Raw genomic sequence first — 18687 nt, 5'->3', positions numbered from 1 at the left:
CAGGGCCGTCGGCGGGCGGGAGGAGCAGGGGTGCGGGTTCCGTGCGGACCCGGTGGGCGCGCCACGGCGGAGTGCCGGATTCCGATCTTCCCTTTGCGGCCGGAGCGGTACCGGAGTGGAATTGCGTACAGGGGACAGTGGTTCTCTCCCGAGGAAAGGACGCGCCATGAGCGACACCGACCGGGGGGACGACGTCTACCAGCCCCAGGAGCCGGAGGCTTCCGACCCCGATGAACAGCTCGGCGCCGAGGACACGCTGCTGGACCCCTCAGGCACCGGCGACCCCCTCGACGAGGGCTACTCACCGCCGGACCGGCCCTGGGTGGTCGATGGACTCGGCACCACAGCCGCCGAAAGCCTCACGGGCGAGTCGCTGGAGGCGCGGCTGACCAGGGAACTTCCCGAGGCGCCCGGGTTCACCGGCGACGGCGTGGGAGACCTGGCGGGCGGGGACGGCGAGCTCTGGGACGGCAAGGTCGGCGTCGCCCGCGCCGGGCGGCTGACCCAGCAGGCGGAGGGCAGCGTCCCGGCCACGCTCACCGCCAGCGATGTGGGCATCGACGGCGCGGCGGCGTCGGCCGAGGAGGCCGCGATGCATGTGATCCCCGAGGACGGGGACGACGACGCCCTGCTGGACGGTTCGCTGCCGGACGGCGCGCTCGTCGACGGGGCTTCCGAGGACGGCGGCCCCCGTGTGGACGGTTCTCATGCCGACACCTCCCGGGTCGACGGCTCTCATGGCGACAGCTCCCCCGTCGAAGGCTCCGCCGCCGACGGCACGTGAACGCGGCCGTCCCCCGTCCCGTACCCCCCTGACCGAACGAACGTCCCCGGAAGCGCAGGAGCACACAGATGAACGGCACCGCCCAGATCGGCGTCACCGGACTCGCGGTCATGGGCCGCAACCTGGCCCGGAACTTCGCCCGCAACGGTTTCACCGTCGCCGTGCACAACCGCACGACCTCCCGCACCGACGCCCTGGTGAAGGAGTTCGGCGACGAGGGCACGTTCGTCGCCGCGCGCACCCCCGAGGAGTTCGTCGCGGCTCTGGAGCGGCCCAGGCGCCTGGTGATCATGGTCAAGGCCGGGGACCCCACGGACGCGGTGATCCAGGAGTTCGCGCCGCTCCTGGAGGACGGCGACGTCATCATCGACGGCGGCAACGCCCACTTCGAGGACACCCGCCGCCGGGAGAAGGAGCTGCGCGAGCGCGGGATCCACTTCGTCGGTGCGGGCATCTCCGGCGGCGAGGAGGGCGCGCTCCACGGCCCGAGCATCATGCCGGGCGGATCGGCCGAGTCGTACGAGTCGCTGGGCCCGATGCTGGAGAGGATCGCCGCCAAGGCGAAGGACGGCACCCCGTGCACCGCGCACATCGGCCCGGACGGCGCCGGGCACTTCGTGAAGATGGTGCACAACGGCATCGAGTACGCGGACATGCAGCTCATCGCGGAGGCGTACGACCTGCTGCGCCGGGTCGCCGGGTACTCCCCCGCGCGGATCGCCGACACGTTCCGCGACTGGAACACGGGGCGGCTGGATTCGTATCTGATCGAGATCACCGCCGAGGTCCTGGCGCACACGGACGCGGCCACCGGCAAGCCGTTCGTCGACATCGTGCAGGACCGGGCGGAACAGAAGGGCACCGGGCGGTGGACCGTGCAGATCGCGCTGGACCTGGGCGTTCCGGTCTCCGGGATCGCCGAGGCGGTCTTCGCCCGCTCGCTGTCGGGCCACGCGGACCTGCGCGAGGCGTCACGGGAGCTGCCGGGCCCGGTGGCGAAGCCGCTGGAGGGGGCGGACGCGTCGGCGTTCGCGGACCGGGTCGAACAGGCCCTGTACGCCTCGAAGATCGTCTCGTACACGCAGGGCTTCCACCAGATCCGGGCCGGCAGCGAGGCGTACGGCTGGGACATCGACCTCGGTTCCGTGGCCGCGATCTGGCGGGCGGGCTGCATCATCCGGGCGGCGTTCCTGGACCGGATCAGAGCCGCCTACGGTTCCCGGCCCGAGCTGGTGAGCCTGCTGTCCGACGAGGAGTTCGGGCGGGAGATCGGGGCCGCGCAGGACGACTGGCGGGCGGTGGTGGCGGAGGCGGCGCGCCAGGGTGTGCCGACGCCGGGTTTCGCCGCCGCGCTCTCCTACTACGACGGGCTGCGCGCGGACCGGCTGCCCGCGGCGCTCACGCAGGGGCAGCGGGACTTCTTCGGGGCACACACGTATCGGCGTACGGACCGGGAGGGTTCGTTCCACACGCTGTGGGGCGGGGACCGGTCCGAGGCCGAGGCCGGCTGAGTCGCACGCGCCGGAGGCGGGGGCGGGGCGAGCCCTGAGGGGGCGGCGCACGGGGCGGTGCGAGTCGGCGGGACCAACCCCGGCACGGTCCCAGCCGGCCGAGGCCACCCCGGGACCCTCCCAGTCGGCCTGCGCCTGGGGCGGCCCGGACGGTGTCAGCCGGCCGGGCCACCCCGGGTGCGGGCGTCCGCAGGGCATGGCTTAGTGGGCTACGAGCCCTGTGCACGCGATCCCACGCGAACGCGCACGATCCATCCGACGCCTGGAGTGCCGCGCATGTCCGCAGCCGTCCCCGACCCCGTCTCCGTCCAGCCCGTCGTGGCCCCGCTGACCAGCGCGGCGCTCTTCCTGGTCGGCACGATCGAGCCGGGTGGGGAGGACGCGGTGCGAGAGGTGCTGCCGGACCTGGCGGCCGTCGCCCGCTCCCTCGGCTTCCGCTACCCGGACGCCGGACTCGCCTGTGTGACGGGGTTCGGCTCCACCGCCTGGGACCGGCTGTTCGCCGGGGAGCGCCCCGCCCACCTCCACCCGTTCCCGGAGCTCCGCGGCCGGCTGCACCATGCCCCGTCGACCCCGGGCGATGTGCTGCTGCACATCCGGGCCGATCGGATGGACGTCTGCTACGAGTGGGCGGCGCAGCTGCTCACCAGGCTCGGCGGGGCGCTGCGGATCGTGGACGAGACGCACGGTTTCCGCTATCTCGACCACCGCGACCTGCTGGGCTTCGTGGACGGGACGGAGAATCCGGTGGGCGACGACGCCCGCGCGGCAGCGCTCGTGGGTGCGGAGGACCCGGAGTTCGAGGGCGGCAGCTATGTCGTCGTACAGAAATATCTGCACGACCTGACCTCGTGGAACGCGCTCTCCGTGGAGGAGCAGGAGCGCGCCATCGGCCGCACCAAGCTGAACGACGTGGAGTTCCCCGACGAGGAGAAGCCCGCCGACTCCCATCTCGCGCTCAACACCATCACCGACCCGGACGGCACCGAACGCGACATCCTGCGGGCGAACATGCCTTTCGGCAACTTCGGCCAGGGCGAGTTCGGCACGTACTTCATCGGGTACGCCGCCGACCCCGACGTCACCGAACGCATGCTCCGCAACATGTTCCTCGGCGATCCGCCCGGCACGCACGACCGCATCCTCGACTTCTCCACGGCGGTCACCGGCTCCCTCTTCTTCGCCCCCCGCGCCGACTTCCTCGACGGCCCGCCGCCCCCGCCCGACCAGGTCCGTGCCGGGGACCGGCCGGAACCGGTGCCCGCACCGGTCCGGCAGGGGCCCGTCGCCGCCGGGTCGGACCACGGTTCGCTGCGCATCGGCAGCCTGCAAGAAAGCGCCCAGTGATGAACAATCTGCACCGCGAACTCGCACCGGTCACCCCCGCCGCCTGGGAAGAGATCGAGGAGGAGGCCCGGCGTACGTTCCGCCGCCATGTGGCGGGCCGGCGGGTCGTCGATGTCTCCGATCCGGACGGCCCGACGCTGGCCGCGGTCGGTGACGGGCATCTCCGGGACATCGACCCGCCCACCCCGGACGTGGTGGCCCGGGCGCGTACGTCGATGCCGGTCATCGAGTGGCAGGTGCCGTTCACGGTGAGCAGGCAGGCCGTGGACGATGTGGAGCGCGGCTCCGCCGACAGCGACTGGCAGCCCGTCAAGGACGCCGCGCGCACCTGCGCGTTCGCCGAGGACATGGCGGTCATCGACGGCTACGCGGCAGCCGGGATCACCGGTCTGCGGGACGGCTCCTCGCACGAACCGCTGCCGCTGCCCGCCGACGCCCGGGACTATCCGGTGGCGGTCAGCCAGGCGGTGACGCGGCTGCGGCTGGCCGGGGTCGACGGACCGTACCGGCTGCTGCTCGGCGCGGACGCGTTCACCGAGGCCGCGGAGACCTCCGATCACGGGTATCCGGTCAAGACCCACCTGGCGCGTATCGTGGACGACGAGATCCTGTGGGCGCCCGCGGTGAAGGGCGGGGTGCTGCTCTCGACGCGGGGCGGTGACTTCGAACTCTGCCTGGGCCAGGACCTGTCGATCGGCTACGCGGACCACGACGCCACCAGCGTCCACCTGTACTTCCAGCAGGCGTTCACGTTCCGGATGCTGACGCCGGAGGCGGTGGTCGCGCTCATCGCCTGAGGGGCGGGCCGTTCCCGAGCCGTCCGCCGAAGAGCCGAAGGGCCGAGACCCGTGGGGGCAGCCATCACCGACTCCGGCCGTACGACCCAGCCACCCGCGCCGCCCATCGCACGCCCCGCCGTCCGCTTCGACGCGGCCGTCCGGGCGGCCGTCGGGCAGGGGCTGCTGAGCGAGTCCCGGCCGGTCGCCGGGTTCATCCACACGGACGGGGTGCGCTCGTCCGTCGCCGGGCTGCGGGAGGCGTTCGCCCACAGCCCCGGGGTGCTGCACACCTTCGCGGCCAAGGCCTCCTCCCTCGTCCCGGTCCTGCGGCTGCTCGCCGACTGCGGGATGGGGTGCGAGGTGGCGAGCCCGGGTGAGCTGCGGCTCGCCGTCGAGGCCGGTTTCGCGCCGGGGACGATCGTCCTGGACTCCCCCGCCAAGACCCGCGAGGAGATCCGGCTGGCGCTCGCCCTCGGGGTGGCCGTCAACGCCGACAGCATCGACGAACTCCGCCGTATCGACACTCTGCGGCACCGCGATGCCCCCTCCGTCCTCGGGCTGCGAGTCAATCCGCAGGTGGGCGGCGGGGCGATCGGGCCGATGTCCACGGCCACGGACACCTCGAAGTTCGGCGTGGCGCTGCGCGACCCGGGTGCCCGGGAGGCGGTCGTACAGGCCTTCCAGGCGCGCCCGTGGCTGACCCGTCTGCACGCCCATGTCGGCTCCCAGGGCTGCCCGTTGGAGCTGATCGCGGCGGGCGTGGCGCGGACGTACGAGCTGGCCGAGGAGATCAACGAACGCCTCGGCACCCGCCAGGTGACCAGCCTGGACATCGGCGGCGGACTGCCGGTCAACTTCACGGACGACACCACGCACCCGACCTACTCCGCGTACGTGGCCGCGCTGACGGCGGCCGCTCCGGGACTGTTCTCCGGCCGGTACGGACTCGTGACGGAGTTCGGCCGGTCGCTGCTCGCGAAGAACGGCTTCATCGGGGCGCGGGTGGAGTACACGAAGGACGCGGGCGGACGCCGGATCGCACTCACCCACGCGGGGGCGCAGACCGCCACCCGTACCGTCTTCATGCCCGACTCCTGGCCGCTGCGCATCGGTACGTTCACGGAGGACGGCTCACCCAGACAGGGACCGGCGCTGGCGCAGGACATCGCGGGGCCCTGCTGCTTCGCGGGCGATGTGGTGGCACACGGCCGGGAGCTGCCGGAGCTGGCCGAGGGTGACTACGTCGTCCTCTACGACACCGGGGCGTACTACTTCTCCACCCCTTGGGCGTACAACAGCCTGCCGCGCCCGGCGGTGTACGGCTTCCGCTCCACGGCACCGGCCGGCGAGGTGGTGTTCGCGACGGTGCGGGAGGCCCAGACGATGGACGCGATCGCCGCGGAGAGCGGCCTGGCGCACGCGAACGCGCTGACGGGCCTCGGCTGAGCCTCCCGCCCGCCGTCGGCGCGGGGACGCGCGTGCGAGCGACCTCGACGGCCGCCCCCACGCACCTCCCTACGCCCCCTCCGCTCCCGCTACGACCCGGCGGGCTCGGGCTGCGGCTCCGGGTCCGGTACGGGGTCCGGGCCGGGCGCCGGGGGCTGCGGGATCGGGTCCGGGGCCGGGCCGGGAGGCACCGGGGCGGGGCCCGGCGGCACGGGCGGCGGGCTCGGCACGGGGGTGGGCGGACCAGGCACGGGCGGAGGCGTCGGCGACGGCGGTACGGGGTCGGGGTACGGGTGGGTCATTTCGATCCTCCACAACGACATGAAACGGACAGATGGAGCTTTCCTCCACCGTCTCCCGGTGCGGCTGCCCGCGCCTGTCGAGTCCACACGTACAACGCATGAGGGAGTACGGGTTCCGGCTCGGCCGAGATGTCCCACGCGCGTATCCTGCTGCGGGAGTTGCCGGTCACCAGGGCAGCCGGACACGGTTTCGCCGACGGGCGCCTGCTGTGCGCCACAGCGACGATGCCGGCTTCGAGCCGCTGACCCGCCGGTCCCGCTGAGACCCGGAGATCCGCACGGCGGGATGGGCCCGGGGGTGTGGGACACCCGGCCCCACCGCACCGCCCGCTCTCCCGTACACCGACAGGAAGGCGCCCGCCATGTCCCTGCCGAGCCTGCTCGCCGTCCACGCCCACCCGGACGACGAGTCCATCTTCTCGGGCGGCGTACTGGCCCAGCACGCGGCGGCCGGAGCGCGGACCGCCGTGGTCACCGCGACCTGGGTGGGGGGAAGCCACCGGGCGGCCGAGCTGGCCCGGGCCCTGGAGATCCTGGGGGCGGGAGCGCCCCGGCTCCTCGGCTACGCGGACGCACGCGTTCCGGAGTCCGCCCCTGGCCGGCCCAGGTTCCTGGACGCGCCGCTGGACGAGGCGGTGGGCGCCGTCGTGGGCCACATCCGTGCCGTACGCCCGCGGGTAGTGATCGCCCCGGACCCCTACGGCGGCATGACCGGCCACCCCGACCACGTACACACCCACCGGGTCACCTCACTGGCCGTCCGGGCGGCGGGGCTGGCCAGGCTCTTCCCCGAAGCGGGTGCCCCGTGGCAGCCGAGCGCCCTCTACCTGGCCACGCACCCGCGTTCGGCCGTGGAGGAGGTGGGCAGGCGCCTGGGCCGGCCGGGCACCCCCACCGACGCCTTCTACGTCTCCGACGACGCATGGATCACCGCAACGGTCGACGTCGCCCCTGGGTCCCGCAGAAGCTGGCGGCGATCCTCGCCCACCGCAGCGAGGTGGAACGGGGAGCCGCCCCCGGCCGGATCGCCGCTCTGCCACCGGACGTTCGGCACCAGGTACTGGGCACCGAGTGGTACATCCGCCAGGACCTCGTCCCCCGGGGCGCGGCAGACACCTCACTGAGCGCGTGAGCCGGCGGACGCCCGGCCGGTCCCGGGCGTCCGCCGCTCCTCAGAGCAGCTCGGGATGGTCCTTGAGCTGCCGCTCCGCCTCCCGTACGAGCTCCTCCGGAGCCGCGGGCGCCTCGTCTGGGTGGCGCTGCGCCCACTTCGCCGCATACGGGCACAGGGGCACCACGGGGACGCCCTCCTGAGCGGCGAGGCCGTAGAACTTCCGGACGAGCGCACCGGCGATGCCCTTGCCCTCGTACTCGGGCCGGACGACCGTGTGGACGGCCACGAGCGCGCCCGGAGCGGGCTCCATGACGAAGTACGCGACCGTTCCGGCGGCCTTCCCGTCCTCGTAGGCCGTGAGCACGCCACGCTCCCGGTCGTCGCTGATCTCTACAGCAGCGTTCTCCGCCATGGGCTTCCGCTCTCCTCGTTCCGTAGGGTGCGAGCGGCAGACTCAGCCGCCCGCGACGACCGCCTGCGGGCTCCGCTCCGTACGGCTCCCGGGCACCGGCGCCGACGCATCGCTCCCGAGCGCCACGATCCGGTTGTCCGCGTCGACATGGACGACCTTCGGGGTGAGCGCCCGCGCCTCCGCGTCCTCGACCTGCGCATAGCTGATCAGGATGACCAGGTCACCGGGGTGCACGAGGTGTGCGGCGGCGCCGTTGATCCCGATGACCCCGGAGCCGCGCTCCCCTTCGATGACGTACGTCTCCAGGCGGGCGCCGTTGTCGATGTCAACGATATGGACCAACTCACCGGCCAGCAGGTCGGCGGCGTCCATCAGGTCGGCGTCGACCGTCACGGAACCGACGTAGTGCAGGTCGGCCTGGGTGACGGTGGCCCGGTGGATCTTGGACTTGAACATGGTGCGCATCACTGCGGTACTCCTGGGCTAGGCTCCCCGCCTGCGTTTTTGCAGGTCAAGTGCTGTTTCCCCACTCTACAACGAGTCGCGTGCCCGGGCGGTGCTCCCCAGGTTCCTCAGGACTCGTGCTGACCACGTGCCGACTCTGCTGACGCCTCGCCGGATGACACCGGGAGGGCCACTCACCCCCGTACCCTCGGCCGCCGGGACCAGCCGGCCGACACAGGCGGTGTCGCGGGTGAACCCGACCGCCAGCTCGGGCAGGGTCCAGGTCCGGCCGAGCACCTGCTGCTCGACCTGTTCGCAGAGAGCGCGGACCTGCAGTGCGCGGCTGTTCGCCGCGTCGAGTGCGCTGTGCTCGGGTGCGGCCTCGTTGTCACTCATGGGTGGCGACTCCTGGGTGTGCGGGTGGGGGTTCACAGGTCGGTGCCGTGGCTGTCGGCGATGGCGAGGACGAGCTCGGGTCCGTAGGCGGAGACCGGGGACCGGAAGCCGGGGGCGTGGTCATCCACGAGTACCCGGCGGGCGATCTCGACGGCGGAGAGCTCGGTGAAGCGGTAGCCGGTCGGGGTGTCGACGAGGGTGCGGGCCACGGTGCCGTCGCGCCCCGTCGCCTCGGCGAGGATCTTGCTCCGGCCCACCTCACGCTCCGCCGGCGTGGGTCCCTCAGGCAGGCTGTCGAGATCCAGGCCGAGCGGGAGCGGCGGACCGCTCTGCACGTATACCTCGATGGAGGGTGCTCCGGTGGAGACGTGGCTGGTAATCAGGTCACCCATCGGGCGGACAGGCACGCCTCCGGGCCGCCGTCGCCGAAATCGAACGAGGCGCTCCTGGGCGCCGGGAGCGCCACGATCCGGCCCTCAGCTCGGATCAGCTCGCCCACCTCGTGTCCCAGGCTTGCCGTCGCGCTGGCGACGGAGCTGCGGGAGAAGAGGTTCAGGCCGGCGGCCTCCTGCTGTGTGGCACTCAGCAGCTTGAGGGCGATCCTCAGCCGGACGGGGCCGGTGACCCGGGAAGCGGCGCGGGCGGCGGCGCAGTCGCTGGGCACGACGTCCCACCCCATAGCGTCTGAGTGGTGAAGGGGTCAAGGCTGACCTCACGGTGCGGACCGGCGCGGCGCAGCCCTCTTTCACGCGCGAAGGCGCCCAGGCGAGCGAGCGTCTCGTACTCGTTACCGAAGGGCCCGTGGTGCATCACTTGCACCACAGGACCCCCGAGTGAGGTGATCACCTCGATCTCGTCACCGGGGTCCTCTGCCCCGACCGCGATCGCGCCGCGGGCTGCGGGCTGCGGGCTGCGGGCTGCGGGCTGCGGGCTGCGGGCTGCGGTGATCGCCTGCGGGCCGATCCCCGTCGGCCACGCGCGTGGCGATGCGGTTTTCGAGGAGATCGATGCTGTTGCCGGTATAGAAATCCTCGATCTCCACGGCTGCGGCGCCCGGACCAGTTCCAGGAGGTCCCCAGCAGCAAGATGATCCCGCACCATCCTGGCGAGCGGCGCCCGAGGCGAACGTTCTGCGTGGACAGCCAGGTCATCGTCAAAGCCGGTCACCCCGCACGCACCGCGGCGCGTGGGAATGCGTGTGTAAGGAGTGAAGGTGCGACGGCGAAAGCGCACATAAACGAGGACCGCGACGATACGGGTTGACATGAGCATTGGTATGAACCAATCTCCTGCACCAGGTCGGTGGCCACCGATGTCCCCCTCGTTCGCGAACTCCCCCCACGCACCAGGAGATTTCCCGTGGACCGGACACATCACAAGAAGCGCAGCAACAGGCTCCTGAGCGGCAGTGCCGCCCTCGTCCTCGCCGCCGGCGGGCTCATGGCGGCCACCACGCTCGGCAGCACCGCCGGCGCGGCCGAGAGCGCACAGGCCCGTGCGGCCGTGCCGGCCCATGCCGTCACCGGCTACTGGCAGAACTTCGACAACGGCGCAACCGTCCAGAAGCTGGGTGACGTTCAGGACGGCTACGACATCATCGCGGTCGCCTTCGCCGACGCCACCGGCACCGACGGCCAGATCGAGTTCAACCTCGACCCAGCGGTCGGCTACTCCTCCGAGGACGACTTCAAGGCCGACATCGCCGCCAAGCAGAAGGCCGGCAAGTCCGTCATCATCTCCGTCGGCGGCGAGCTCGGGAACGTGACGGTCAACGACTCCGAGTCGGCCCAGCAGTTCGCCGACAGCACGTACGCCCTCATGGAGGAGTACGGCTTCGACGGCGTCGACATCGACCTGGAGCACGGCATCAACGCCCAGTACATGGGCCAGGCGCTGAAGTCGCTGTCCGAGAAGGCTGGTGGTGACCTGGTCCTCACGATGGCGCCGCAGACGCTGGACATGCAGAGCCCCGACTCCGAGTACTTCAAGCTGGCGCTCGACGTGAAGGACATCCTGACCGTCGTCAACATGCAGTACTACAACAGCGGTTCGATGGCCGGCTGCGACGGCAACGTCTACGCCCAGGGCACGGTCGACTTCCTGACCGCGCTGGCCTGCATCCAACTGGAGAACGGCCTCGACGCCGACCAGGTCGGCATCGGCACCCCCGCCTCTCCCAAGGGCGCCGGCTCCGGCTACGTCGAACCGGCGATCGTGAACGACGCCCTGGACTGCCTGACCAAGGGTGAGAACTGCGGCGCGTTCAAGCCCGAGAAGACCTACCCGGGGCTGCGCGGCGCAATGACCTGGTCCACCAACTGGGACGCGGCGAACGGCGACAACTGGGTCAACACCGTGGCACCGCACGTCGGCGGGCTCTCGTAGCACCCCCCGCCGACCGCACGAGCCTGGCACGCCGCATCCACGGCGGGCCAGGCTCGCGGCATGAACGCCCACCGACCGTCTTGATCGCCACCGCGATCCTTGTCGGCCGGGTCCCCGAGCGTGGCGTCAGCAGCCATGACGATCGCCCGGCCGCGCGAGGTGGGGCCCGCGGCCCAGTTCGACGCCGCGTCCGAGTTCACGGCGCGCCTGTCCAGATGTCCGTCTGCTGGGTCAGCCGCTGCAGGACGGAGCGCGCGGCCGCCAAGTCGTCCACCGAAATGCCCTCCCCCATCACCTGGTGCGCAGGGGCGGCCCGGACGGTGATCGCCCCCAGGACCCGCTGCCCGGCATCGGTGAGGGTGAGCAGTGGCGAGGTGAGGTGGTCAGGGTTGCCCTGGAACTCCGCGAGACCGTCGCGGACGAGATTCACGGCGATACGCTGCACGCCCTGGCGTGCGACTCCTAGGCGGCGCGCGGCGCGAGCCACCGACAGCGGCTGCTCACTGACCACGCTCATCAGCTGCCAACGAGCCTGCGTCTGGCCCTCCGCTCCAGCCAGCGCCTCGCCGGCACGGCGCAACGCGCCTGCGGCCGCATAGACGTCAGCCACAAGGTCGGCGGCTCTCCCTACCTTGCCGAGAGCCTGCGTCAGGCCGGTGTCTCCCACTGCCGCATGGCCGTCCCGGCCAACGCCTTCCTGTACCTCACCGAGCACGGCAACGTAGCGGTCCAGGGTGAGCCGCTGATCACTGGGTTCGCATCCGCCCCGCCATTCGACGAGGCCGCCTTGGTCGCGGCTCTGCGCGCCGATCAGGCCGGAGAGACGGCATTCCCCGACTTCGTCCGTGGCTGTTGGGACGCCGGTGTCGTCTGGTACGACGTCGACACCACAGCTCGCACCTGCGCCTACTACGGCGCGGACGGCGGGTCCTACACCGAGGACTACCCGTCCGTCACCCTCCCGTGAGTGCCGAGTCCCGGAACGCTCATTCCGTCGCACCACGAGGTGTTCACCTGGCACCGACGGGTCCGGGTGGGGGGCCGCACGGCATACCGCCGCCTCATGCCGTGCGGGCCCCCACACCGTCCGGCACGGAGGCCGAGCCGCCCGGCCAAGACCCTGCGGCGGTCGCCGTCGTGGCCGCGGCCTTGGCTCCACGTGCCCCGCGTCGCCCGGCTTCCCGGTGACCGGTCGGCCGTGGCCGGTCAGCCGGTCAGCACTCCGCAGAGCGTCGGGTCACGTGCAGAACGCCGTGTCCGTGGCCGACATGACCGCCAGCGCCCCCTTCTCCGCGTCGCCGAACGTACCGGGCAGAGCCGTCACGGCGACCCCGACCGAGCGGCCGTCGTCGGTGGCGCCGCCCCGTGTCTCGTAGCCGTCGATGTCCCCGCCGTGGCCCCAGTAGACCCCTCCGCAGCTCAGCGGGATGCTGAACACACCGAGCCCGTACCGCCAGCCGGGCAGCAGCGGGGCGTCCACGGTCTTGCGCATCTCGGCCAGTTGGCGAGGCGGAAGCAGCTTGCCGTCCAGCAGGACGCGGGCGAACTTGGCCAGATCGCTCGGGGTCGAGATCATCTGTCCGGCCGCCCCGCCCCAGGACGGGTCCATGGTGGTCGCGTCGATGACCTTCCCGTTCTCCGTGCTGCTGAGCGCGTAGCCGTGCGGGTGCGGCGCACGGAGGGTGCGGTCGCCCGGCTGGGGCCAGTAGGTGTGGCGCAGGCCCGCCTTCTTGATCACGCGTCGCGTTATCTCCTCCTGGACCGGACGCTCCGTCACCCTCTCGATCAGCAGGCCGGCGAGGAGGTAGTTGGTGTTGCTGTACTCCCACTTGGCGCCGGGGGCGAACTTCGCCGGATGGGCGAGCGCGGCTTCCAGCAGGTCGTGGGGGTGGAAGAACTTGTGCTGGATCTTCGCGAAGTCCTCCAGGCCGATGTGCTCGGTGTAGTTGGGCAGGCCGCTGGTGTGCTGGAGCAGCTGGCGGACGGTGATCCGGCGGCCGTCTATGCCGTCGCCGCGCACGAGGCCGGGCAGATAGGTCTCCACCGGCTCGTCCAGCCGGACCTTGCCCTCGGCCACCAGTTGCAGGACGACGATGGCGGTGAAGGTCTTCGTGTTGCTCCCGGCCCGGACCTGCCCGTCGCGGGGCACCGGGACCTGCCTGCCCAGCCGGGACGAGCCGGCGACCAGGGAGGCCGACCGGCCGTTCTTGTTCACATGGGCGAGCGCGGCCGGAAACTTCTCCTGGCCGACCAGGGCGTCCAGGCTCCTCTGGAGAGACGTCGGCTTGCTCTGGGGCGCGGAGGCGGCCGTGGTCTCCACCGGCGACTGGGCCAGCGCCACGTTGGTCACGAGGGCCCCCGCGAGCCCTGTCACCGTCGCGGCCAGCAGGCCCCTGCGCAGCTTCGTAGAGATCTTCTTCCGGTGCATCGGTGCACTCCTTCGGCTTGCGGATCGACACCACAACGATGCCGGGATCCGGCGCGAAGATCACTGGGGCTTGCCTCCGAGTCACAGGTGGGCCTGGCACCACCATGCGAGGCGGCTCCCGAGCCCCACGAAGCGGAATATTCCGACACGGATGCGACACTGGCGGCATGAGCGGAACCGAGCAGCAGCAGGACCAGCAGCTCGAAGCGGCCATCCTGGAGCTGCTGGACGGGCGCGCGCCCGCCGCGACCATCTGCCCTTCCAACGCCGCACGAGCCGTCCACGACGGGGACGACGACGGCTGGCGCGCGCTGATGGATCCGGCACGTCGGGCGGCGCGGCGGCTGGTGGCGGCCGGAGAGGTGGAGATCACCCAGGGCGGCCGGCCCGTCGATCCGGACGAGGTGCGGGGGCCGATCCGTATTCGCCGCTCCCGCTGAGACCGGCCAGGAGCGGCCCTCAGGCCGCCGACCGCGCCAGGTCCCGGTGGATGGGCTGCGCCCCGCCGGTCAGCGGCAGACCCGTCCCGCCACGCCTCGCCGCGACGATCTCCGCCGCGATGGACAGAGCCGTCTCCTCGGGCGTACGGGCTCCGAGGTCCAGGCCGATGGGCGACCGCAGCCGCGCCAGCTCGTGTTCGTCGAGTCCCGCATCGCGCAGCCGCCGCAGCCGGTCCTCGTGGGTCCGGCGTGAACCCATCGCGCCGACGAACGCGGCCGGCCTCCGCAGCGCCTCCGTGAGCAGCGGCACGTCGAAGCGGGCCTCGTGGGTGAGGACGCACACCACCGTGCGCCCGTCGGTCCGGGTGCTCCGCAGATAGCGGTGCGGCCAGTCGACGACGACCTCGTCCGCCTCGGGGAAGCGGGCTCGGGTGGCGAAGACGGGCCGGGCGTCGCACACCGTGACGTGGTGGCCCAGGAACTTGCCGGCCCGTACCAGGGCCGCGGCGAAGTCGACGGCACCGAACACGATCATGCGGGGCGGCTCCACGCTGGACTCGACGAGCAGGGTGAGCCCGCCGGGGCAGTGCGAGCCGTCCTCGGAGAGGGTGACGGTGCCCGTCCGGCCGGTGTCCAGGAAGGCCCGCACCTCGGCCGTCGCCGTACGGTCCAGCTCCGCGTGGCCGCCGAGCCCGCCCTCGCCGCTGCCGTCGGGGCGGACCAGCAGAGCCCGCCCCAGCAGCTCCGCCGGGCCGCGTACGACCCGGGCGAGCGCCGCCGCCTCTCCGGAGGTGGCGGCGGCCAGTGCGGCCGCCAGGACGGCCCGCTCCGGCGTATCCACACGGACCGGTGTGACCAGGATGTCCAGGACCCCACCGCAGGTCAGGCCGACCGCGAAGGCGTCCTCGTCGCTGTAGCCGAAGCGCTCGCGGACAGGCCTCCCGTCCTCCAGGGCCTGGGCGCACAGTTCGTAGACCGCGCCCTCCACGCAGCCGCCGGAGACCGAGCCGATCGCCGTGCCCTCGCTGTCGACGGCCAGGGCGGCACCGGGCCCGCGCGGGGCGCTGCCGTCGACGGAGACAACGGTGGCGACCGCGAACTCCCGGCCCTCGGCCGTCCAGCGGTGCAGCGCGTCGGCGATGTCAAGCATCCGCCGCTCCCCCGGCCCCGGACGGCGATGCGGATGCCGTGAGGATGCGGTCGGGGCGGATCGGCAGGTGCCGATGGCGTACGCCGGTGGCGTGCCAGACCGCGTTGGCGACGGCCGCCGCCGCTCCCACGATGCCGATCTCCCCGACGCCCTTGATGCCGACCGGGTCGTCCGGGTCGTGGTCGTCCACCCAGTCCGCCTCGATGTCCGGGACGTCGGCGTGCGTGGCCACGTGGTAGCCGGCCAGGTCGGGGCTGTAGTGGCGGCCGGTGTTCCGGTCGCGGACCGCCTCCTCGTGCAGGGCCATGGAGATGCCCCAGGTCATCCCGCCGACGAGCTGGTTGCGGGCGGTGAGCGGGTTGACGATCCGGCCCGCGGCGAAGATGCCCAGCATGCGGCGGACCCGGACCTCACCGGTGGCGGTGTCCACGGCGACCTCCGCGAACTGGGCGCCGAACGAGTGGCGTTCCTTCTGTGCGAGGGCGCCGAGGGCCTCGGTGGTGTCGGAGCGCACGGTGATTCCCTCCGGCGGGATGTCCGGGGCAGCCGCGAGCCGCTCCCGGAGTTCGGCGGCTGCCGCCGTGACCGCCCAGGCCCAGGAGCGGGTGCCCATGGAGCCGCCGGCGATCATCGCGGGGCCGAAGTCGCTGTCGCCGATGCGGACACGGACCCGTTCCGGCGTGGTCTCCAGGGCATCGGCGGCGATGAGGGTGAGCGCGGTGCGGGCGCCGGTGCCGATGTCGGCGGCGGCGATCCGTACGGTGTACGAGCCGTCCGCCTCCGCCGTGACCAGGGCCGTGGAGGGCATGGCCCCGGCGCCGAACGAGGCCGACGCCATGCCGGTGCCGAGCAGCCAGCGGCCGTCGCGGCGGATGCCGGGGCGCGGGTCGCGGTCCGCCCAGCCGAACCTGCGGGCGCCCTCGCGGAGGCAGACGGCCAGGTTGTTGCTGCTGAAGGGGAGGCCGGAGACGGGGCCCGCCTCGGGCTCGTTGCGCAGGCGGAGTTCGACCGGGTCGAGACCGGCGCGTTCGGCGAGTTCGTCGAGGGCGGCCTCGATCGCGAAGGACCCGGGCGCCTCCCCCGGGGCTCGCATCCAGGTGGGGGACGGCACGTCGAGGCGTACGACGTGGTTGGCCGTGCGGTGGGCGTCGGCGTCGTACAGGACCCGGGCGACGCCCGCGCTCGGCTCCACGAACTCGTACACGGTCGAGGTCTGGTTGAGCGAGCGGTGCTCCAGGGCGCGGAGCCTGCCGTCGGGGCCCGCACCGAGCCTGACCCGCTGGGCGGTGGGGCTGCGGTAGCCGGCCAGCGAAAAGGTCTGACGCCTCGTCATGACCACCCGTACCGGCCGCTGGAGAGCGGTGGCGGCCATGACGGCGGCGACCTGGTGGGCGCGCAGGCCCTTGCTGCCGAACCCGCCGCCGATGTGTTCGGAGCGCACGCGTACCGAGGACGCGTCGAGGGAGAACAAGGTGGCCAGCTCGGACTGGACCCAGACGGCACCCTGGTTGGAGTCGACGACCTCCAGCCGTCCGCCGTCCCACAGGGCGGTCGCCGCATGCGGCTCCATCATGCTGTGCTGCTCCTCGGGAGTGGTGTACTCCTCGTCCAGCACGATGGCGGCGGCGGCGAGTTGGGCCGCCAGGTCGCCCTTCTCCGTCTCGGCGGGCATGTGGCCGGCGGCCGGGTAGGCGCCGGGGTCGTCCGCGGCCAGCACGGTGGTGTGCGGCTCCTCGTCGTACGTCACCGCCAGCGCCTCGGCCGCTTCCCTGGCCTCCTCGGGGGTCTCGGCGACGACCAGGGCGACCGGCCAGCCGGCGAACGGCACCTCGTCGTGCTGGAAGACGGTGGCGGCAGGGTCCGGCGGGGTGCCCAGCATGCCGACGTAATCGGTGTGCAGGCGTGGGGCGTTGCCGTGGTGGAGCACGGTGAGGACGCCCGGCATGGCGAGGACCGGAGCGGTGTCGACCGTACGGATGCGGCCTCGGGTCACGGTGGAGAGCACCAGCCAGCCGTGGGCCAGGCCGGCGAAGGGGATCTCGCCCGCGTAGCGCGCGGCGCCGGTGACCTTCTCGCGGCCCTCGACCCGGGTGCGGGCGGTGCCGACGGCCGCGTGCAGCGCCCGGGGGCCCGGTGTGGTGGTGGTCATCGGGCGTCCCTTTCCGCCAGTTCGGTGAGGACGGAGACCACGAGGTTGCGCATGAGGGTCACCTTGTATCCGTTGTCGGGCAGCGGCCTGGCCGCTGCGAGTTCGGCGTCCGCGGCGGCGGCGAAGGTCGCGCCGGTGGCCGGTGCGCCGGTCAGGACGGCTTCGGCGGCGCGGGCGCGCCAGGGCCGGGAGGCGACGGCTCCGAGGGCGAGCCGGGCTTCGCGCACGCGCCCGTCCTCGATGTCCAGCGCGGCGGCGACGGAGCCGATGGCGAAGGCGTACGAGGCGCGCTCGCGCACCTTGCGGTAGCGGGAGTTGGCGGCGACGGGCGCGGCGGGCAGCGTGATGTGGGTGATCAACGCGCCGGGTGGCAGGGCGGTTTCGCGGTGCGGCGTATCGCCCACGGGGAGGTAGAGGTCGGTGAGCGGGACCTCGCCCGGCCCGTCGAGGGTCTCGTACCCGACCTGGGCGTCGAAGGCCGTCAGCGCCACGCCCATGTCGGAGGGGTGCACGGCCACACAGTGGTCGGTGGCGCCGAGGACCGCGTGGTTGTGGTGCTCACCGGCGACGGCCGGGCAACCGCTGCCGGGGACGCGTTTGTTGCACGGTCCGCTGACGTCGGAGAAGTAGCCGCAGCGGGTGCGCTGGAGCAGATTGCCGCCGACGGTGGCCATGTTGCGCAGCTGTCCGGAGGCGCCGGCCAGGACCGCCTGGGTCAACGCCGGGTAGCGGCGACGGACTTCAGGGTGGGCGGCGAGGTCGCTGTTGGTGACGGTCGCCCCGATGCGCAGGCCGCCGTCGGTGGTGGACTCGACCCGGTCCAGGGGCAGTTCGCGTACGTCGACGAGGAGGGCCGGCCGTTCGACGCCGGTCTTCATCAGGTCGACGAGGTTGGTGCCGCCGCCGAGGAACCGTGCGTCCGGCTCGGCCGCGAGCAGGGCGACGGCGCCGGTGACGTCATGGGCGCGCCGGTAGTCGAACTCTTTCATGCGGCGGCCTCCTCGGCTGCTGTCGTACGGGCCTCTTCATGGGCCCGGGCGCCACGGGAGACGGCCTGGACGATCGAGACGTACGCGCCGCAGCGGCACAGGTTGCCGCTCATCCGTTCGCGGATCTCCTCGGGCGTCAGGGGTGGTGGCACCGGTCCGGGGCGTACGTCGTCGGTGGCGGCGCTCGGCCAGCCGGCCGCGTGCTCCTCGATGACGGCGATGGCCGAGCAGATCTGGCCGGGTGTGCAGTAGCCGCACTGGTAGCCGTCGAGGTCGAGGAAGGCCCGCTGGACGGGGTGCAGGTCGTCACCGTCGGCGATGCCTTCGATGGTGGTGATCTCGCGCCCCTCGGCCGCCACCGCGAGGTTGAGGCAGGAGACGACGCGGCGCCGGTCGACCAGGACGGTGCAGGCCCCGCACTGTCCCTGGTCGCAGCCCTTCTTGGTGCCGGTGAGGTCGAGGCGTTCGCGCAGGGCGTCGAGGAGCGTGGTGCGGTGGTCGACGGACAGGTGGTGCTTCTCGCCGTTGATGTTCAGGGTGATCGCGCTGGTGGTCGACGAGGATGCTGGGGCCATCATCAGCCTTCTTCGGTGTCCGGTGACAGGAGACAG

Annotated in this window: 19 protein-coding genes and 1 pseudogene; 9 read left to right on the top strand and 11 right to left on the bottom strand. The window is 72.4% G+C overall.

The features are described from left to right. Nucleotides 1–166 precede the first annotated feature (166 nt). The 6 genes and pseudogenes from D6270_RS30780 to D6270_RS30750 all read left to right on the top strand — a co-directional run bounded on the left by D6270_RS30780 (nucleotide 167) and on the right by D6270_RS30750 (nucleotide 7301). Nucleotides 167–784: a DUF5709 domain-containing protein gene (locus D6270_RS30780; protein WP_109162440.1), complete on the top strand. Its 618-nt coding sequence runs from the start codon at nucleotides 167–169 to the stop codon at nucleotides 782–784. 68 nt (nucleotides 785–852) lie between these two features. Further along, nucleotides 853–2295 (top strand): NADP-dependent phosphogluconate dehydrogenase, encoded by a 1443-nt coding sequence (gndA, locus tag D6270_RS30775; protein WP_109162441.1) that lies wholly within the window; start codon nucleotides 853–855, stop codon nucleotides 2293–2295. A gap of 276 nt (nucleotides 2296–2571) precedes the next feature. Next, nucleotides 2572–3642, top strand: coding sequence for a Dyp-type peroxidase (locus tag D6270_RS30770; RefSeq protein WP_109162442.1), 1071 nt, complete (start codon nucleotides 2572–2574; stop codon nucleotides 3640–3642). Beyond that, the gene (locus D6270_RS30765) at nucleotides 3642–4439 is read left to right on the top strand and encodes a family 1 encapsulin nanocompartment shell protein (protein WP_109162443.1); all 798 of its coding nucleotides are present in this window, start codon (nucleotides 3642–3644) and stop codon (nucleotides 4437–4439) included. Before D6270_RS30770 ends, D6270_RS30765 begins: the two co-directional genes overlap by 1 nt. A 51-nt stretch (nucleotides 4440–4490) precedes the next feature. Continuing rightward, on the top strand, nucleotides 4491–5867 hold the full coding sequence (locus tag D6270_RS30760) for a type III PLP-dependent enzyme domain-containing protein (RefSeq protein ID WP_109162444.1): 1377 nt from the start codon (nucleotides 4491–4493) through the stop codon (nucleotides 5865–5867). A 664-nt stretch (nucleotides 5868–6531) separates the two neighbouring features. Further along, nucleotides 6532–7301: pseudogene (locus D6270_RS30750) on the top strand (PIG-L family deacetylase). Nucleotides 7302–7341: 40 nt separating this feature from the next. Here the strand turns inward: D6270_RS30750 and D6270_RS30745 are convergent. The 5 genes from D6270_RS30745 to D6270_RS30725 all read right to left on the bottom strand — a co-directional run bounded on the left by D6270_RS30745 (nucleotide 7342) and on the right by D6270_RS30725 (nucleotide 9199). Continuing rightward, complete coding sequence (locus D6270_RS30745) at nucleotides 7342–7695, bottom strand: GNAT family N-acetyltransferase (protein ID WP_109162446.1); 354 nt, start codon at nucleotides 7693–7695, stop codon at nucleotides 7342–7344. A gap of 42 nt (nucleotides 7696–7737) precedes the next feature. Then, on the bottom strand, nucleotides 7738–8163 hold the full coding sequence (panD, locus tag D6270_RS30740; protein ID WP_109162447.1) for an aspartate 1-decarboxylase: 426 nt from the start codon (nucleotides 8161–8163) through the stop codon (nucleotides 7738–7740). A gap of 63 nt (nucleotides 8164–8226) precedes the next feature. Continuing rightward, a complete protein-coding gene (locus D6270_RS30735; RefSeq protein ID WP_225976994.1) occupies nucleotides 8227–8535 on the bottom strand; it encodes a nucleoside triphosphate pyrophosphohydrolase family protein in 309 nt (102 codons plus the stop codon). Between the two features lie 32 nt (nucleotides 8536–8567). After that, nucleotides 8568–8927 (bottom strand): saccharopine dehydrogenase family protein, encoded by a 360-nt coding sequence (locus D6270_RS30730; RefSeq protein WP_151414741.1) that lies wholly within the window; start codon nucleotides 8925–8927, stop codon nucleotides 8568–8570. Next, nucleotides 8915–9199 (bottom strand): hypothetical protein, encoded by a 285-nt coding sequence (locus D6270_RS30725; protein ID WP_158650558.1) that lies wholly within the window; start codon nucleotides 9197–9199, stop codon nucleotides 8915–8917. The genes D6270_RS30730 and D6270_RS30725 overlap by 13 nt, the downstream gene beginning before the upstream one ends. Before the next feature lie 695 nt (nucleotides 9200–9894). On the opposite strand from D6270_RS30725, the gene D6270_RS30720 reads away from it, so the two are divergent. Beyond that, on the top strand, nucleotides 9895–10920 hold the full coding sequence (locus D6270_RS30720) for a chitinase (RefSeq protein WP_109162449.1): 1026 nt from the start codon (nucleotides 9895–9897) through the stop codon (nucleotides 10918–10920). Nucleotides 10921–11116: 196 nt separating this feature from the next. Here the strand turns inward: D6270_RS30720 and D6270_RS30715 are convergent, their stop codons facing one another. Then, the gene (locus tag D6270_RS30715) at nucleotides 11117–11530 is read right to left on the bottom strand and encodes a MarR family winged helix-turn-helix transcriptional regulator (protein ID WP_225976993.1); all 414 of its coding nucleotides are present in this window, start codon (nucleotides 11528–11530) and stop codon (nucleotides 11117–11119) included. Here D6270_RS30715 and D6270_RS30710 point away from each other — a divergent pair. Beyond that, complete coding sequence (locus tag D6270_RS30710) at nucleotides 11417–11887, top strand: DUF1398 family protein (RefSeq protein WP_318780035.1); 471 nt, start codon at nucleotides 11417–11419, stop codon at nucleotides 11885–11887. The two genes, D6270_RS30715 and D6270_RS30710, sit on opposite strands and share 114 nt — an antisense overlap. 270 nt (nucleotides 11888–12157) lie before the next feature. Here the strand turns inward: D6270_RS30710 and D6270_RS30705 are convergent, their stop codons facing one another. After that, complete coding sequence (locus D6270_RS30705) at nucleotides 12158–13348, bottom strand: serine hydrolase domain-containing protein (protein WP_109162451.1); 1191 nt, start codon at nucleotides 13346–13348, stop codon at nucleotides 12158–12160. 167 nt (nucleotides 13349–13515) lie between these two features. Here D6270_RS30705 and D6270_RS30700 point away from each other — a divergent pair, with 167 nt between their 5' ends. After that, nucleotides 13516–13788, top strand: a complete 273-nt coding sequence (locus D6270_RS30700) for a DUF3253 domain-containing protein (protein ID WP_109162452.1) — start codon at nucleotides 13516–13518, stop codon at nucleotides 13786–13788. Nucleotides 13789–13807: 19 nt separating this feature from the next. On the opposite strand, the gene D6270_RS30695 is transcribed toward D6270_RS30700, so the two are convergent. Genes D6270_RS30695 through D6270_RS30680 form a run of 4 tightly spaced genes read right to left on the bottom strand, consistent with a single transcriptional unit; the run spans nucleotide 13808 to nucleotide 18651 of the window. After that, nucleotides 13808–14938: an XdhC family protein gene (locus tag D6270_RS30695; protein WP_109162453.1), complete on the bottom strand. Its 1131-nt coding sequence runs from the start codon at nucleotides 14936–14938 to the stop codon at nucleotides 13808–13810. Next, nucleotides 14931–17087 carry a xanthine dehydrogenase family protein molybdopterin-binding subunit gene (locus tag D6270_RS30690; protein ID WP_109162454.1) on the bottom strand — a complete coding sequence of 719 codons (2157 nt, stop codon included), beginning with the start codon at nucleotides 17085–17087 and terminating at the stop codon, nucleotides 14931–14933. The genes D6270_RS30695 and D6270_RS30690 overlap by 8 nt, the downstream gene beginning before the upstream one ends. Beyond that, nucleotides 17084–18076 carry an FAD binding domain-containing protein gene (locus tag D6270_RS30685; protein WP_109162455.1) on the bottom strand — a complete coding sequence of 331 codons (993 nt, stop codon included), beginning with the start codon at nucleotides 18074–18076 and terminating at the stop codon, nucleotides 17084–17086. Before D6270_RS30685 ends, D6270_RS30690 begins: the two co-directional genes overlap by 4 nt. After that, nucleotides 18073–18651: a (2Fe-2S)-binding protein gene (locus D6270_RS30680; protein ID WP_109167206.1), complete on the bottom strand. Its 579-nt coding sequence runs from the start codon at nucleotides 18649–18651 to the stop codon at nucleotides 18073–18075. The genes D6270_RS30685 and D6270_RS30680 overlap by 4 nt, the downstream gene beginning before the upstream one ends. Between the last annotated feature and the right edge of the window lie 36 nt (nucleotides 18652–18687).

This window comes from Streptomyces griseus subsp. griseus (genome assembly GCF_003610995.1).
Taxonomy (GTDB): Bacteria; Actinomycetota; Actinomycetes; order Streptomycetales; family Streptomycetaceae; genus Streptomyces.
The sequence above is the reverse complement of the archived record's forward strand: the minus strand, read 5'-3'. Positions and strand labels throughout refer to the sequence as shown.